The sequence below is a fragment of the Acidovorax sp. genome, from assembly GCF_034519795.1.
Taxonomy (GTDB): domain Bacteria; phylum Pseudomonadota; class Gammaproteobacteria; order Burkholderiales; family Burkholderiaceae_C; genus Acidovorax.
This window is the reverse complement of the sequence record NZ_JAXHOB010000008.1, coordinates 66,910-81,855: the sequence shown is the minus strand read 5'-3', so window position 1 is coordinate 81,855 and position 14,946 is coordinate 66,910. Positions and strand designations below refer to the sequence as shown.

General features: G+C 63.7%; 16 protein-coding genes, 1 tRNA gene and 1 pseudogene. 5 read left to right on the top strand and 13 right to left on the bottom strand.

Features of this window, described 5'->3' with window-relative positions:
• Positions 1–148: 148 nt before the first annotated feature.
• Both U5N23_RS08715 and U5N23_RS08710 read right to left on the bottom strand, forming a co-directional pair.
• Positions 149–445 (bottom strand): hypothetical protein, encoded by a 297-nt coding sequence (locus U5N23_RS08715; RefSeq protein ID WP_322592417.1) that lies wholly within the window; start codon positions 443–445, stop codon positions 149–151.
• Positions 446–646: 201 nt separating this feature from the next.
• Positions 647–1,577: pseudogene (locus U5N23_RS08710) on the bottom strand (LysR family transcriptional regulator).
• A 102-nt stretch (positions 1,578–1,679) separates the two neighbouring features.
• On the opposite strand from U5N23_RS08710, the gene U5N23_RS08705 reads away from it, so the two are divergent.
• From U5N23_RS08705 to U5N23_RS08690, 3 genes are all read left to right on the top strand, one after another.
• A complete protein-coding gene (locus tag U5N23_RS08705; protein ID WP_322592416.1) occupies positions 1,680–2,006 on the top strand; it encodes a nuclear transport factor 2 family protein in 327 nt (108 codons plus the stop codon).
• Entirely contained in the window at positions 2,003–2,785 is a 783-nt protein-coding gene (locus tag U5N23_RS08700) for an SDR family oxidoreductase (protein ID WP_322592415.1), read from the top strand. The genes U5N23_RS08705 and U5N23_RS08700 overlap by 4 nt, the downstream gene beginning before the upstream one ends.
• A 279-nt stretch (positions 2,786–3,064) precedes the next feature.
• On the top strand, positions 3,065–3,364 hold the full coding sequence (locus U5N23_RS08690; protein WP_322592414.1) for a hypothetical protein: 300 nt from the start codon (positions 3,065–3,067) through the stop codon (positions 3,362–3,364).
• 229 nt (positions 3,365–3,593) lie between these two features.
• Here the strand turns inward: U5N23_RS08690 and U5N23_RS08685 are convergent, their stop codons facing one another.
• The 9 genes from U5N23_RS08685 to U5N23_RS08645 form a co-directional block, all read right to left on the bottom strand.
• Positions 3,594–4,346: a DUF1828 domain-containing protein gene (locus U5N23_RS08685; protein ID WP_322592413.1), complete on the bottom strand. Its 753-nt coding sequence runs from the start codon at positions 4,344–4,346 to the stop codon at positions 3,594–3,596.
• Positions 4,343–4,804, bottom strand: coding sequence for a hypothetical protein (locus tag U5N23_RS08680; RefSeq protein WP_322592412.1), 462 nt, complete (start codon positions 4,802–4,804; stop codon positions 4,343–4,345). Before U5N23_RS08680 ends, U5N23_RS08685 begins: the two co-directional genes overlap by 4 nt.
• Positions 4,805–4,839: 35 nt before the next feature.
• Positions 4,840–5,448 carry a hypothetical protein gene (locus U5N23_RS08675; RefSeq protein WP_322592411.1) on the bottom strand — a complete coding sequence of 203 codons (609 nt, stop codon included), beginning with the start codon at positions 5,446–5,448 and terminating at the stop codon, positions 4,840–4,842.
• A gap of 36 nt (positions 5,449–5,484) precedes the next feature.
• The gene (locus U5N23_RS08670; RefSeq protein WP_322592410.1) at positions 5,485–6,063 is read right to left on the bottom strand and encodes a hypothetical protein; all 579 of its coding nucleotides are present in this window, start codon (positions 6,061–6,063) and stop codon (positions 5,485–5,487) included.
• Between the two features lie 71 nt (positions 6,064–6,134).
• Positions 6,135–6,575 (bottom strand): hypothetical protein, encoded by a 441-nt coding sequence (locus U5N23_RS08665; protein ID WP_322592409.1) that lies wholly within the window; start codon positions 6,573–6,575, stop codon positions 6,135–6,137.
• Positions 6,576–6,913: 338 nt separating this feature from the next.
• Positions 6,914–6,990: transfer RNA gene (locus U5N23_RS08660), tRNA-Val, on the bottom strand.
• A 134-nt stretch (positions 6,991–7,124) separates the two neighbouring features.
• Positions 7,125–7,799, bottom strand: coding sequence for an RraA family protein (locus U5N23_RS08655; protein WP_322592408.1), 675 nt, complete (start codon positions 7,797–7,799; stop codon positions 7,125–7,127).
• Positions 7,800–7,997: 198 nt separating this feature from the next.
• Positions 7,998–8,990 (bottom strand): tripartite tricarboxylate transporter substrate binding protein, encoded by a 993-nt coding sequence (locus tag U5N23_RS08650; protein ID WP_322592753.1) that lies wholly within the window; start codon positions 8,988–8,990, stop codon positions 7,998–8,000.
• Between the two features lie 49 nt (positions 8,991–9,039).
• A complete protein-coding gene (locus tag U5N23_RS08645; protein ID WP_322592407.1) occupies positions 9,040–9,918 on the bottom strand; it encodes an NAD(P)-dependent oxidoreductase in 879 nt (292 codons plus the stop codon).
• A gap of 190 nt (positions 9,919–10,108) precedes the next feature.
• Between U5N23_RS08645 and U5N23_RS08640 the strand changes: the two genes are divergently transcribed.
• Positions 10,109–10,771, top strand: coding sequence for a GntR family transcriptional regulator (locus U5N23_RS08640; protein ID WP_322592406.1), 663 nt, complete (start codon positions 10,109–10,111; stop codon positions 10,769–10,771).
• 6 nt (positions 10,772–10,777) lie between these two features.
• Here U5N23_RS08640 and U5N23_RS08635 read toward each other — a convergent pair whose 3' ends face one another.
• Both U5N23_RS08635 and U5N23_RS08630 read right to left on the bottom strand, forming a co-directional pair.
• The gene (locus tag U5N23_RS08635; RefSeq protein ID WP_322592405.1) at positions 10,778–13,006 is read right to left on the bottom strand and encodes a bifunctional (p)ppGpp synthetase/guanosine-3',5'-bis(diphosphate) 3'-pyrophosphohydrolase; all 2,229 of its coding nucleotides are present in this window, start codon (positions 13,004–13,006) and stop codon (positions 10,778–10,780) included.
• Positions 13,003–13,977, bottom strand: a complete 975-nt coding sequence (locus U5N23_RS08630; protein ID WP_322592404.1) for an alpha/beta hydrolase — start codon at positions 13,975–13,977, stop codon at positions 13,003–13,005. The genes U5N23_RS08635 and U5N23_RS08630 overlap by 4 nt, the downstream gene beginning before the upstream one ends.
• A 121-nt stretch (positions 13,978–14,098) precedes the next feature.
• Between U5N23_RS08630 and U5N23_RS08625 the strand changes: the two genes are divergently transcribed.
• Positions 14,099–14,881: a 3-hydroxybutyrate dehydrogenase gene (locus U5N23_RS08625; RefSeq protein ID WP_322592403.1), complete on the top strand. Its 783-nt coding sequence runs from the start codon at positions 14,099–14,101 to the stop codon at positions 14,879–14,881.
• Positions 14,882–14,946: the final 65 nt, after the last annotated feature.

Below are 14,946 nucleotides of genomic sequence, written 5' to 3'. Positions count from 1 at the left end.
CGCTCCGAAGCAGTCGCTCAACGTCGGAGTTGACTGGCATGCTGCGGCCTTGCATCGCGAGGCGTACGCTCATCAACACTCCTCGCGGCGAAATGCCGCTGCGTATCCGCGTCGAACAACCTATTGGGTCTCCGTTGCACCACTCCGCTCACTCCGGGGTGCTCGGATCGCCATCATCGCCTGGAGCCTCCAGCGCCTGCCGCTCAAGTTCCTCGTCCGAAAGCTCTGGCTCATCCTGTCCGGCGATCCACTCTTCAAGAAACTCCTCAGTCGGTTCCTGGCCTTCGACAAGAATCTGTTCGATGGTCTGGCGGGGCACAGCTGCTGGCGCGCTCGCATTCACATCAACGCTCCCTGCAGCGTCGGGTACCTCGGCCGAACGGCTCATCTTTCCCTCGAGGTAAGAGGCGAAATCTCCATCCTTTGGCATATCTGGGCTCGTCATAGTGGTTCTCTCTGAAATAACTGTGGCTGCTTGCTCCGCCCCTGGCATGGCGGCGCTTCGCCGGGGCCGATAGCCACTCCTGGGGCCTGTGCGTGCACCGGACTTGAGGTATCGCCAACCCAATTTTCGCTGACCAACCCGCCGTACTTCATGAACACCTCGGCGCGGTGATAGATGCTTTTGCAAAGGTCAACAGCGCCATCAAGCGATCTGCGGCCTGCGGGGGGCCGCTTCCAGGTCCTTGTCCAGCAGGCAGTCGATGAAAGCACTGAGAAGGGCCGGTCGATGTTGCCTGTTCGGGTAATACAGGAACAGCCCCGGGCGCGAGATCGACCAGTCCGCCAGCACCTGGATCAACCGACCCTGCGCCAGGAGAGCCACCCACGCCGTCTCGCTCAAAGTGGTAGGCAATGCCAAGCCCATTGAGCGCAGCAGCAACGCCAATGTCGGCGTGGTTGGTGACGACGGGGCCGTCCACCGCTACATCAAGCCGTTGCCCCTTTTTCTCGAACTCCCACTGATAGTGCCTGCCGTCCATCTGCAGCCGCCAGTTGATGCAGGCGTGGCGGTGCAGATCGGCAGGTGTCCTGGGTGTGCCCCGGGCCGCAAGGTAGCCGGGGGACGCCACGGCCACCATGTCCAGGTCGGGTGTGAGGCGCACGGCAATCATGTCCTTCTCAAGCCGCCCACCCACGCGGATGCCCGCATCGAAGCGGCCCACGACGATATCGGCCAACGCGTCGTCGACCACGATGTCGAGCACCACGTCAGGGTACGCCTGATGAAAGCGTGACAGCCTGGGCGCAATGATGGTTCTGGCGGCGATCCCCAGCGTGTTGATGCGCAGCGTGCCCGTGGTCTGCCCTGCGGCTTCACTGGCTTCGGCAACCGCCGCATCCATTTCGCGGAACAGCGGGGCGATGCGCCCATAGAGCTGCTCGCCACTGGCCGACGGCGCAACGCTGCGTGTGGTGCGATTGAGAAGGCGTGTGCCAATCCGGGCTTCGAGCTGCCGTATGGTCTGGCTGAGCGCAGAAGGCGACAGGCCCAGATGCTCTGCCGCCCGGGCAAAGCTCTTGCGTTCGACCACGGCAGCGAAGGCTTTCAGCTCGGCAAATTCGAACCCGCGCATTATGTATTCCTTTCTACACAGCCCATGCGGATTCTAGGATATTCCCTAAATGGACCCCGGCGCGCATCCTCAAGTCTTCATCAACCCCATGGAGCCATCGACATGAACGCCTTGACCCTTCCCGAACCCATCGCCGCGTACTTTGCGGCCGAACACAACCCCGAGGCGCTGGCGCGCTGCTTCACTGCGCAAGCCGTCATGAAGGACGATGGCCACACGTACACGGGCGTCGATGCCATCAAGGCATTCATGGCCGAGGCATCTGCCAAATACAGCGCTACCACCGTGCCGTTCGCGCTGGAGCGTGAGGACGGTTTTCAGATCGTCAAGGCCACGGTGACGGGCAACTTTCCAGGCAGCCCCATCGACCTGTCCTACCGCTTTCGCCTTGAACGCGGGCTGATCGCAGCGCTGGAGATCAAGGCATGAGCTTCGACCTCCAACTTCAAGGCAAGCGTGCCGTGGTCACGGGCGGCACCAAGGGTTTGGGCGCGGCCCTCGTCCAGAGCCTGCAGGATGCGGGCGTGCAGGTGATGACCACTGCGCGCTCTGCGCCCGAGAAGCCGCTGGAGGGTGTGGCGTATGTCCAGACCGACCTGACCACCGCAGAAGGCGTGGCACAGCTTGCGCGCGCAGTCACCGAACGCTGGGGCGGCGTGGACATCGTGATCAACTCCCTCGGCGGCTCCAACGCGCCAGCGGGCGGTTTCGCAGCCCTTGATGACGCCATGTGGTTCAGTGAGCTGAACCTGAACCTCATGTCTGCGGTTCGTCTTGACCGGGCACTGCTGCCCGCCATGCTGGCACAGGGCGCAGGCGTCATCCTGCACGTGACCTCGATCCAGCGCGTGCTTCCGCTGCCGGAGTCGACCACCGCCTACGCCGCGGCCAAGGGGGCCCTTTCGACCTACAGCAAATCCTTGTCGAAAGAGGTCACGCCCAAGGGTGTTCGGGTTCTGCGCGTCTCGCCAGGCTGGATCGAGACCGAAGCGTCGGTGGTATTCGCCGAGCGAATGGCAGCCCAGGCGGGTACCGACTACGAGGGCGGCAAGAAGATGGTGATGGACTGGCTCGGGGGAATCCCCGTCGGCCGGCCCGCCAGGCCGCAGGAGGTTGCGGACCTGATCACCTTCCTGGTGTCGCCGCGCGCGGCATCGGTGGCGGGTTCAGAGCATGTGATCGATGGCGGGACGGTTCCTACGGTTTAGTTTGGAAACCTCGACTTGGTCGGCAACTAAGTCTTTTCGAAAAGGGGCCCCAGTCGAGACTGATTGGGGCTTTCCGCCTGGCCGGCCTGTGGAACACCTGGACCGACAAGGCAACCTGCGAGGTGCATGAGAGCTGCACCATGTTGACCATCAACGCGGACATACACCCGCTCGTGAATCGCATGCACAAGCCCGACACCAAGCTGGGCACGCCTGAGCAGGACAAGCGCAGCGTGATCTCCATCGAGGCCGGGCCCGCCAAGCGGCGAGCCGCCTGCCATGGCAGAGCACACCCTTGCAATCGACAACCCCACAGGCCTGCTGGCTGAGGATGTTCGCCGGCAGGCCATTGCGGCGGCCGAGGAAATGCTGGCGCACAAAGGCGTGACGGTTGAGCAATGCGCCGCCATCGGCACCAGGCCGACGAAGCCAGTCCGCCCTGGCACCATCCCCAGCTTCTTCTGCGGGATGGGTGAGGTTGCAGCTGCGTGGCTGGAGGCATGCACCGTCGTGCAGGACCTATGCGGCCCGGACGTGACGCTGCGCATCGTGAACAAGCAGGCGCCGCTGCCGCACTGACGCGAAGAAAAAGCCCGCGCAGGGCGGGCTGAAGGGAGAATGCCAGCTTGGAGTGCCTGGCTCCGCAATGGTACTGCCGGGCGCACAAAGCAAAGACCCGCCAAAGCGGGCCTAATCTGTCGGGATGAAGGCTTGCAGTCATCGATCCGCAGAGGCCTTCCTATGAAGGACTTGAGCGCAACGCCCTGGCAGCGAGAGACTCAGAATGGCGGGGCCGGTACGGTGAATGTCAATGATTGTGCAAAGAGGCTGCGGCTCGCGCTTCAAGGTCGGTAAACTTGATCGCAGTACCTACGCTCTGCAAAACCTTGGATTCCTGGTCGGCGCTTTCTGGATCCAACCGGTCATCGATCACGATAAGTGGCGACATGCCGGCGTTAGCGATGGTGCTTTGAATGTCCACCAGTTTGTGAAGCACCCACGTTGCGGATTGGGGCCGAGGACCTGTGGCCACCACTGGCTGCCCGTCGATCAGGTAGTCCAGTTCGTAAGGCTTGCCAGACACGCCAACGAACGCAGGCGATTTGGTGATCTCAGCGTCAGGCTTCCAGGCCCGCAGCGCGATGCCCACCTCTTCAATGAACACCGAGATGTCTGCATTCACCCCCTGTTGGTCTTTCTCCCACGAAACGATGTCCATGAGGGATGCGAGGTACTTCGCAAAGGCCATCGGCGCCGCGTCCTCTGACGCCCAAAACTCAATTTCCCCCGCCTCATTGAAAGTGCCGCCGTGCCTCTGGGCCGCAGAGATAAGGAAGGTGGCGTTCTTTTTGTTCTCGATCCTGACACCTCGGCCGATGAAGTGCATCAGTGTGGCTCCGTCATCAAAAAACCTTACCTGGCCGTTGATCGACTCGACAAACAACGGCAGCGAGTCGCCGTCCTCGAACTTGAATGGCGAAGAAATGACCGCAATCGATCCATCCTCTGTGAGGGGATGACATTCGAATCCCAGCAGTGATGAAAATTGATGGCAGATCATGATGAAAACCTGAGCTCAAACACGCTAGGGTCAGCCAATGGTGGCACAAAGGTGATGTTTGTCTGTTGGCAAAAGTAATTAAGCGCCTCACGGAAACCCCAGTCAAGCCACTCTTGCTTGCCTGGAATTCTCTCAAGGCCCATGTGCTCGTGCACGAAGTCATGCCAGCACTTGGGCTTTCGCGCAATTGCATTCACCTGAAGTTGATAGACCCGCTGCAAGCCGCCAAGTTTCACACGAAATACTGTGAATTTGTATGTCGTGACTCCCGTCTTTGGCGACACCGCAAACTCCAGCGATACCCTAAGACCTGATCTCACGCGCCCCTCTACAAGAAGCCCGCACTCCATGGTTTCTAGTCCGGGCTTAAGTTTGTGAGAAGCCCAGTCCGGAGCGTCTTCGCACACGAGGGACAGCGCAAGAAGCGCCCGTGCCTCGGCGGCCGGCATGTCCAACATCTTCCCCTCCTTGTTCTATCCACTCTGGGGTGGCCCTACGGCTTAGAGTTGTCGCAGATTTTCTGTATTTGAAGAGAACTCAGCTTGGCGGTCTTCATGCGCTCTAGCAGCACTGCCGAACACAGTGCCGGCGCTTCTGCTGGCGCCACCACGGGGACAGAAGGCGCAGGCTCCGAGGCAATTGCGGCTGGTGGTGGGCAGTCAGATCGAATGCTGGCGACCGCTTCGGCTATGCCATTCAGATCAAGCTCAAACTCCTGCAAGCCAGAGACCAGTGTTAAAGCCTGGCCTCGCAGTCGGCTGGACGCTAGAGCGGCTGCGAATTCCTCCCCCTCCAGCATCACTGCACGGATGTCTTTCTCCATCTTCGTGGGCATGCGCAATTGGCGGGCCGGCTGATCGTCGAATCGCAAAGTCACTGACGAGATGCCACCTCGGATAGTGATGTACAGGCCATCACGTGCCAGCTGTTTTCCGTAGTCCTGCTTGTAGATCCCGGTGCAACTGACCTTGTCGGTCATCTTGTCCAACTCTCGCAAAACAGTCCAGTTGCCGACTGTCAGCACCTTGGTGGCATCTTTAAGGTTGGCCTGCACCGCAGCCCCCGCAATGAGGCCAATCGTCAAAATCAAAGCTTTCTTCATCCATCTCTCCTCGTTCTGGCCACCCTAGAGTGGCGGTCACATCTTCGTTGCCGACTCTTTCAGCGACTTCTCGCGCTCGGTCGCCTTCTTGTTGAGATGGGACTGGCTGGTGAAGAAAACTGACGTCTGATCAACTGTGTCGGAGCGCTCGCGGAGTTTCAGGGTTACCGACTTACCCTCCCAGTCCAAAGCTTCTGAGGAGAAGGTGGCTCCCATCTTGTTCTGCAGCTTCTCGGTCCATGTTCGTGTGGGCTTGCCATACCGCTCCATCAGCAACGCCTTGATGTCCCGGTAGTTGGAGTGCTTCCCATGGAGGATGATTGAGGTCACCACCCCATCGTCTCGGTCGATGTACCCGCCGTCGAACACTGGCACAGGGAAGCCTGCAATGATGATTCCGCCATAGCCAGGCCGTTCCATTGCGCAGACGGCAACCGGGTTCTTCTCCGCATCGGCCTTGACGCCGCCACACTGGCCAATTCGGTCGTTTTCAAGCTTCTCACCGATGGGCACGCCAAACACGGCAGTGGGTTCGTTCGGCCAGCCTGCGGGCTTCTTCTGGCCCAGGGCGGAAAAGACGACCAGGCAGGCCGCTGCGATTGCAATTTTCTTCATCCCTCTCTCCTCGTTCTAGCCAATCTGGGTTGGTGCGCATGGATCCTGAGCCGCCACATGGCATGAAACCTTCAGAATGCCTTCGGAAGTGTCAGCACAGGCGTCGAGGTCAGCGCCGCGCAGTTAATCCCGCTTTGCCGGCCGACGGCGGATTGAATGGAACCGGCAATGCGAACGATGGCTGCGCCCGGTACGAAATCGATGTCATAGGTGACATCGCAGGCGCCGTAGAGATTGGTGCCGAGAAGGATGGCATTGTTGCCTGAGATGCCTCCGGTGGCCACCTCCCACGTCGCGACTGAATTCACCCGTACGACGCCGAGCGCGGTTGTGAACTGAAGGTTGTTGGCCGGCACCGCTGAAAGGCCCACTGCAATCATCGAGGTTCCGTTGGTATGGACGGAAAAATAGGAGCTGCTGCTTGGGTTGAAGTAAATGCCGTCATATGGCCCTGCTGCTTGTGCTGCGCCCGCGACGAGCATGGCCGCGAGGGCCGCTATTTTCTTGAGCATCGAGTTCTCCTCCTGCGCAGTCGGGGCGCTGCGCGTCGCCTGATTTCGGCTCGGCCTCAATTGCAGTGCCGAGTGCCCCACTTGCGACGGCACGAATCGCGGGTTTCCGCCGGAGATAGTACACCGCACTGTTTCAATTTGTATCCACCTCTACGGGTGATGGACAAACCAACCAAGCGGCGGGCAGCTGACTTCACATCCGTCGCGCGAAAGCGGGAAGCGATGCGCAAACAAAAAAGCCACCCGAAGGTGGCTGTTTGCTTTTTCCAAGACTGCTTGTTTGCAGTCTTCTTCAAGATCCCGTTGATTTCTGAAGCTGGTCTCTTCAGAAGGAATCTTGGTAGGCGCGATTGGACTCGAACCAACGACCCCCACCATGTCAAGGTGGTGCTCTAACCAGCTGAGCTACGCGCCTGTGTTGTTCTGTTCAAGACCACGATTATAGCCACAAAAAATCGCCGCCCGGCAAAGTTGCAGCAAAAATTCAAAAGTGCGCTGCGGCCCGTTGCAGCGCCCTGCTCTGCAGGGCACCCATGGCAGCCTCCTGCATCAAGCCTCGATCGTACAGTTCGCCCGCTTGAGCGCCGCATCGATCCACGCAATGTCCTGCGTGCCATCCGCGATCTCGGCCACCATCACGGCTTCGATCTTCTGCTTCTGGTGCGCAGCGGCCAGCAGTTGCTCGGCCTGGTCGTACGGCACGCACAGCAGGCCGTCATCATCGCCGATGACCAGGTCGCCGGGCTCGATGACCATGCCGTCGATGGCGATGGGCACGTTGATCTCGCCGGGGCCGTCCTTGTAGGGGCCGCGGTGGGTGACGCCGGCGGCAAAGACCGGAAAGCTGTCCTTGCGCAGCACGGCACTGTCGCGGATGGCGCCGTTGATGACGATGCCGGCAAAGCCCTTGAGCTTGGCCTCGCCCACCATGATCTCGCCGATGAGCGCGTTGGTGAGGTCGCCGCCCGCGTCCACCACGATCACGTCGCCGGGCTGGGCCAGCTTCAATGCCTTGTGGATCAGCAGGTTGTCGCCCGGGCGGGTCTTGATGGTGAGGGCCGGGCCGGCCATGGCGGTGCCGTCGTGCATGGGTCGCAGGCGCGGGCCGCCTGCGGTCATGCGCGACATGCAGTCGCTGACGTTGGCCACGGGTACCTCCAAAAATTGCCGGGCCAGCTCCAGGCTCACGGCGCGTTTGCGTTTCAGGATTTGGCAGCCGATCATGGTGCGGTTCTCACTTGAATGATGGTTGATGGAGTTAGGGCAACGCTGAACAAGTCCTTCACGCGTCGCACACCCTGCTTTCGGCGGTCTGCGGCGTTGCAAATGCTCGCCATAGCACCGGCTATGGCTGCGCTTTGCGCCTGGCAGCCCATCCCAAATCAGGGCATGCGCCATCGCGAGGACTTATTCAGCGTTGCCTTAGTCGAGCGTGGTGCCCGAGCTTTTGACGATGGGGGCCAGGCGTGCGCGGTCGCTGGCATACAGCTTGGCCATGTCGTCCGGCGTGCCGGTGATCAGTTCCGCGCCGGAGTCCACGATCTTCTTGGTGGTGTCGGGGGCGTTCACCACCTTGTTGATAGCTTCGTTGAGCTGCTTGACGATGGCGTCGGGGGTGCTGGCCGGGGCCATCACGCCCCACACGCTGGCCAGCTCGACGCCCTTGATGCCGGATTCGGTGTAGGTGGGCACGTCGGGCAGCAGCTTGGAGCGGCGCGCGGTGGTCACGCCGATGGCGCGCACTTTGCCCGACTGGATGTGCGACAGCAGCGTGGGGATGGAGCCCATGTACATGTCGATGCGCCCACCCAGCAGGTCGGGCATGGCCTGCGCCATGCCGCGAAACGGCACGTGCGTGAACTTCACGTTCGAGCTTTTCTGCCAGGCCTCGCTGATGAGGTGCGAGATGGTGCCGGTGCCCGGCGTGGCAAAGCTCAGGCGCCCAGGGTCTTTCTTCGCCGCCTGGATGATGTCGTCCAGCGTCTTGTAAGGTGAATCGGCATTGACCACCAGCACGGCGGGGCCGGCGGCGACCAGGGCCACGGCGCGCAGGTCCTTGTCGGGGTTGTAGGTGAGCTTGGAGTACAGCAGCGGGTTGAGCACCACGTTGTCGGTCTGCGCCATCACCAGGGTCAGGCCGTCGCCGGGGGCCTTGGCCGTCTGGTCCAACGCCACATTGCCGCCAGCGCCGGGCTTGTTCTCCACCACGACGGCCCAGCCATAGGCATCGGTGAGCTTGGTGCCGACCAGCCGCGTGAGGTTGTCGGTGCCACCGCCCGCCGGGAAGGGCACGATGAACTTGATGGGCCGTTGCGGGTAGGTGCCCTGTGCATGGGCCGGGGCGATGGTTGCCGTGGCGGCAGCCAGTGCAAGCAGGCCGCCGAGGGCCAGGGTGCGTCGGGTCAAAGTCGTCATCATTGCAGGTGTCTCCTATGGGTTTGTATTCGGGTAGCGCGGTGATCGGTCAAGGGCGGCGGGCGAGCACATGGCTGCCCAGCCAGGCGATGGCTTCGTCGGTGGAGGTGCCGGTGAAGGCCTGCGCCGCATGCGCCTGGGCCGTGGCAGCGAACAGCGCTTCGACGGCGGGCAAGACGATGGGCGCCAGGCCGTGCCGGGCCATCTGCTGGCGGGCCTCGGCCACCTCGTTGCGACGGCGCGCGGAGTGCGGGATGTGCGTGCGCACCATGGATTCCATCAGCGTGCGCAGCGGTGTCTCGTCGATGTCCTGCAGCACGACATACAGCTGCTCGCGCAGGCCCATTTGCTGGGCGGTGACCAGGCATTCCACGGCCAGCGCCTCGGTGCCCTTGGTGTAGATGCTGCGCAGGAGCTTGAGCGCGGCGGCATCGCCCGGCTGATCGCCCACCACGCGGACGGAGCCACCGAAGGGCAAGAACAATTCCTGTACAAAACCGGCCTTGCCGCCGGCCACGAGCAGCGGCGTCTTCTTGCCGCCCAGGTTGACGGCGCCGGTGATGGCCACGTCCACGAAGTGCACCGCCCTGCCCTGGGCGCCACGCTCGGCCAGCCCGGCGCATTCGCGCATCTCCTGCGGGTCGGCCGTGGTCATGTCCACATACACCGCGCCATCCTGCAGATGGGGCAGGCAGGCCTCGAACAGGCTGCGCGCCACGGTGCCGAACACAGCGCTCACCACCACGTCGGCCCCGGCCAGCCAGGCACCGGGCGCGGTGTGCACCTGGCCACCGGCGGCCTGCACGGCAGCGGCCACCGCAGCGCTCTGCTGCAGGTCGCACAGGCCCACCAGGCTGTGCCCCTGCTCCACAAAGGCCTGCATGTAGCAGGCGCCGACCATTCCACCACCGAGTATTGCGAGCTTCATGAAAGTACAAATTTAAAACATTGATGGCAGTTTATGGAGTATCTCGCCCGATGACTCACAGGGATTTCCCGTAGCATGGCGACAATTTGTACCTGTTTTGTATTTTTTGTGTGCCGCCACGGGGCACAACGAGAAACCCTGCCGTCACCTAGAATCAGCGCACCTTCCCCACCCACCTGGTGCAAACACAGTGCAAAACGTGAAAGACAAGGCGTACGAGGTTCTGCGGCAGCGGCTCATCGGCGGGCACTACCGCCCGGGCGAGCAGCTCAAGGAGGAGCCCATTGCCCGCGACCTGGGGCTGAGCCGCACGCCGGTGCGCAATGCGCTGCACCGCCTGGTGGAAGACGGCCTGGCCACCGACGGCGCGGGCCAGGGCATCCGCGTGTCGGAGTGGAGCGACTGGGATGTGGAAGAAACCTTCCAGCTGCGCATGCTGCTGGAGCCGTATGCCTCCTTCCTCGCGGCCACGCGCGGCGGCGAGGGGCTGGCCGACGAGCTGGAGGCCAGCAACCAGCGCATGGAGGCCGGCATTGCCGCCGGCCACGATGGCATTGCGCAAGTGCAGTCCGCCAACCGGGATTTTCACCACGCGCTGATCGAGGCATCGGGCTCGCCGCGCCTCAAAACCATGCTGGCGACCATGATCGACATGCCGATCATCAAACGCTCGTTCTACATCTACACGCCCGAAGAGCTGGTGCAAAGCCTGCACCACCACCGCGACCTGGTGATCGCCGTGCGCGCGCGCGACGGCGAGCTGGCGCGCCAGGTGATGCAGCTGCACCTGCGCATGTCGTACCACCGGTTCATGAAGCACCGGGGCGAATACAGGCGCAACCCCACAGAGTAGGGACTGCTACCGGCGCCGGGCCGACCGCACCCCCTGCACCCCCGCCACGATCCCCAGCACCTTGTTCAGCCGCCCCGAATCCGCCACCTCCACGGTGAAGGTCATCCACGCCGTGCCCTTGACGGACTGGGTCTGCACGCCGATGACATTGGTCTTCTCGCGGGCAAAGACTTCGGAGATGTCGCGCAGCAGGCCCTGGCGGTCGGCGGCTTCCACGGCCACGTCCACAGGGTAGACGGCGGGCTTGTCTGCGGCCGTGGCCTTGGGCAGGCCCCAGTCCACGTCGATCACGCGCTCGCCGTTCTTGGCGGCCATTTCGCGGAAGTTGCTGCAGTCGGCGCGGTGCACGCTCACGCCCTTGCCGCGCGTGACAAAGCCGCGTATGTCGTCCGGCGGCGCGGGCTTGCAGCACTTGGCCAGCTGGGTCATGAGCGAGTCGATGCCCACCACCAGCACGCCGCCCTTGGGGCTCGATGATTCATTGCCGCGCGGCTTTTTCAGCAGCAGGTAGTCGTCGCTGTTGGGCGGGGGCTCGGCCGGGCGCAGCACGGTCTCGATGTTGCGCAGCGAGAACTCGTCCTTGCCCACCACCTCGAACAGCGCGTCGGCCGACTTGAAGCCCAGCTGCACGGCAAGGTCGTCGAGCTTCACGGCCGTCTTGCCCTCGCGCTGCAGCAGGCGCTCCACGGCCTCGCGGCCACGGGCGACTGTTTCGTGCGTGGCCTGGGCGTTGAACCAGGCGCGCACCTTGGCCTTGGCGCGGTGGCTGGTGAGGTAGCCGAGCTCGGCGTTGAGCCAGTCGCGCGAGGGGCGGCCCTCCTTCACGGTGACGATCTCCACCGTCTGGCCGTTTTGCAGCGCGGTGTTCAGCGGCACCATCACGCCGTCGACCTTGGCGCCGCGGCAGCGGTGGCCCAGGCTGGTGTGTACGCTGTAGGCAAAGTCCACCGGGGTGGCGCCCTGGGGCAGGTCGACCACGGCGGCCTCGGGGGTCAGCACGTAGATGCGGTCTTCGAACAGGCCGTTGCTCTTTTGCGCATGGCCCGCCAGGTCGCGCTCCCACGCCAGCAGCTGGCGCAGCACGGCGATCTTGGCGTCGTACTCGCCCGTGGCGGACACGCCCACATAGCCCTTGGCGCCCGCCTCTTTATAGGCCCAGTGCGCGGCCACACCGTGCTCGGCATGCTCATGCATGGCCTGGGTGCGGATCTGGATCTCGATGGGCTTGCCGTTGAGGTCGTCGCGCACGATGGTGTGCAGCGACTGGTAGCCGTTGGCCTTGGGCTTGGCGATGTAGTCGTCGAACTCTTCGACGATGGGCGCAAAGCGCTGGTGCACCCAGCTGAGCGCGGCGTAGCAGTCCTTCACCGTGGGCACCACCACGCGCAGCGCGCGGATGTCGTACACCTGGTCGAAGTTGAGCGACTTGCCGCGCATCTTCTTGACGATGCTGTAGATGTGCTTGGGCCGGCCCTGCACGCTGGCGCTGATGCTGCGCGCGCGCAGGTCCGATTCGAGCCGGGCGCGCAGCTGCTCCATGTAGACCTCGCGCTCGCCGCGCTTTTCGTCGAGCAGGCGCGCCACGTCCTTGTAGGTGTCGGGCTCCAGAAAGCGGAAGGACAAATCCTCCAGCTCCCACTTCACCTGCCAGATGCCCAGGCGGTTGGCCAGCTGCGCAAACACCTGCAGCGACTCGCGCGCCAGGCTGGGCGACATGGGCAGCTTGGTGGCCGCATGAAAGCGCAGCGTCTGCAGCCGCGAGGCCAGGCGCAGCATCACCACGCGCAGGTCGCGCGAGAAGGCCAGCAGCATCTTGCGCACGTTCTCGGTCTGCAGGGCCGGGTCGTCCAGCGCCTGGGCGCCGCGCGCCTGCTGCTGCACGCGCACGAGCTTGGTGGTCTCCACCGCCAGCGCGGCGAAGTTGGCGCCAAAGGCCTTGGTGATCACTTCCTCGGGCTTGTTCAGGTGTACGCACGAGTACACCAGGTAGCTGGCGGCCTGCATGGCTTCGGACCCGCCGATGCTCTTCAAGATGGCGGCCACGGCATCGGCGTGGGCCAGGGTGTTCTCGCCGGAGTCGAGTGCCTCGCTGGCGATCAGCGGCTCGGCAAAGGCGCGGGCACGCACCAGCGCGTTCACCTGTTCGGGCAAGGTGTGGGCAGTGGCCGCGATCAGCTGGGGCACGGCCTCGGCCGTGTTCAGCGGCGGGCCGGGGGGCGGGGCAAGCGTCTTCATGCGGCGGCAGCACCTTCCTCCGCCAGCAGAAACCCACGCACCGCCGCCACCTGGTCGGCCGCGACCAGGGTGGGCGCATGGCCCACGCCCGCAAATTCCACCAGTTGCGCACGCGGGCCGCGCCCGGCCATGGCCTGGGCGGTCTCGTGCGAGAGCAGATCCGAATCCGCACCGCGCAGCAGCAGCGTGCGCGCGGTGATCTGGTCGTACAGCTGCCACAAAAAGGCCTCGCCCGCGGCGGCGGCCTCTTGCGTCATCGAACGGAAGGGTACGGCAATGGCCGGGTCGTAGTGCAGCGTGACGCCGCCCTCGGGCAGGCTGCGCACCATGGCGCGCGACAGCTCCAGCCACTGGGCCGGCGTGTGGGGGCCAAAGCTGGTGGAGATGGCCCACATGGCATCGGCCGCCTGCTGCAGCGATTCGAATGTGGCCAGAAAGCCCAGGTACTGGCCGATGCGCTGCAACGCCTGCCACTGGATCACCGGGCCCACGTCGTTGAGCACCAGGCGGCGCACCGGCACAGGCAACGGCAGGTCGGGCTGGCCGGTGATGCCCATGCCGATCAGCCCGCCCATGCTCGTGCCCACCCAATCGAGCGTGGCGATGGGCGCCTGCTGGTGCAGCTGCGCCAGCAGGGCCACCATGTCGGCGCCGTACTGCGGGATCTGGTAACCCATGGGGTCAGCCAGCCAGTCGCTCTGGCCACGGCCCACCACGTCGGGGCAGACCACGCGGGCATGCTGGCTCAATTCACGGGCCAGCACGTCGAAATCGCGCCCCTGGCGCGACAGGCCGTGCACGCAGACGATCACATGGGGGTGGGCCGGGTTGCCCGTGGCATTCCACTCCCAATACGCCATGCGGTGCTGCGGGCCTGTGACAGGCCTTGCGGCAGCAGGGTCTTGGCCGGCGGGCACCGCTGTGGCCCCGGGGCCGGGGCACAGTACGTAGTTCAGCGTAGGTTCTATCATGGGTGCGAAATCCGGTAGCGGCACTTGATAATGCCTGCGTTCAATCGGCGCTGGCCAGGAGCCCTGGCAAGGCGTTGCCTTCATCGTAATTCATATTCATCTTTCATTCGGAGTGACACTCATGCTCAAAGGCAAAACGGCCCTCGTCACTGGCTCCACCAGCGGCATCGGCCTCGGTATCGCCAAAGCCCTCGCCCGACAGGGCGCCAATATCGTTCTGAACGGTTTCGGCGATGTGGACACGCCCCGTGCCGAAGTGCTGGCCGCCGGCAAGGAAGCCGGCGCCCAGGTGGCCTACCACGGTGCCGACATGAGCCGCGTGGCCGACATCGAAGACATGATGAAGTACGCCGCCAGCCAGTTCGGCCGGGTGGACATCCTGGTCAACAACGCCGGCATCCAGCACGTGGCCAACGTGGAGGACTTCCCCGTCGAGAAATGGGACGCCGTGATCGCCATCAACCTCAGCAGCGCCTTCCACGCATCGCGCCTGGCCCTGCCCGCCATGAAGGCCGCCAACTGGGGCCGCATCATCAATGTGGCATCGGTGCATGGCCTGGTCGGCTCGGCCCAGAAGGCCGCCTACGTGGCCGCCAAGCACGGCATCGTCGGCCTGACCAAGGTGACCGCGCTGGAGAACGCCACCACCGGCGTCACCTGCAACGCGATCTGCCCCGGCTGGGTGCTGACCCCCCTGGTGCAAAAACAGGTGGACGCCAAGGCCGCCGAGCACGGCCTGTCGAACGAAGACGCCAAGAAACTGCTGCTGGGCGAAAAAGAGCCCTCGATGCAGTTCACCACGCCGGAGGAACTGGGCGAGCTGGCCGTGTTCTTCTGCTCTGCCGCGGCCAACAACGTGCGTGGGGTGGCGTGGAACATGGATGGGGGCTGGGCGGCGCAGTAAGGGGGCCTGCCCCGCCTCGAACGGCGGTCGATTGCGCGCGGACGGCCGTTGCAGTTTGAAGCAAT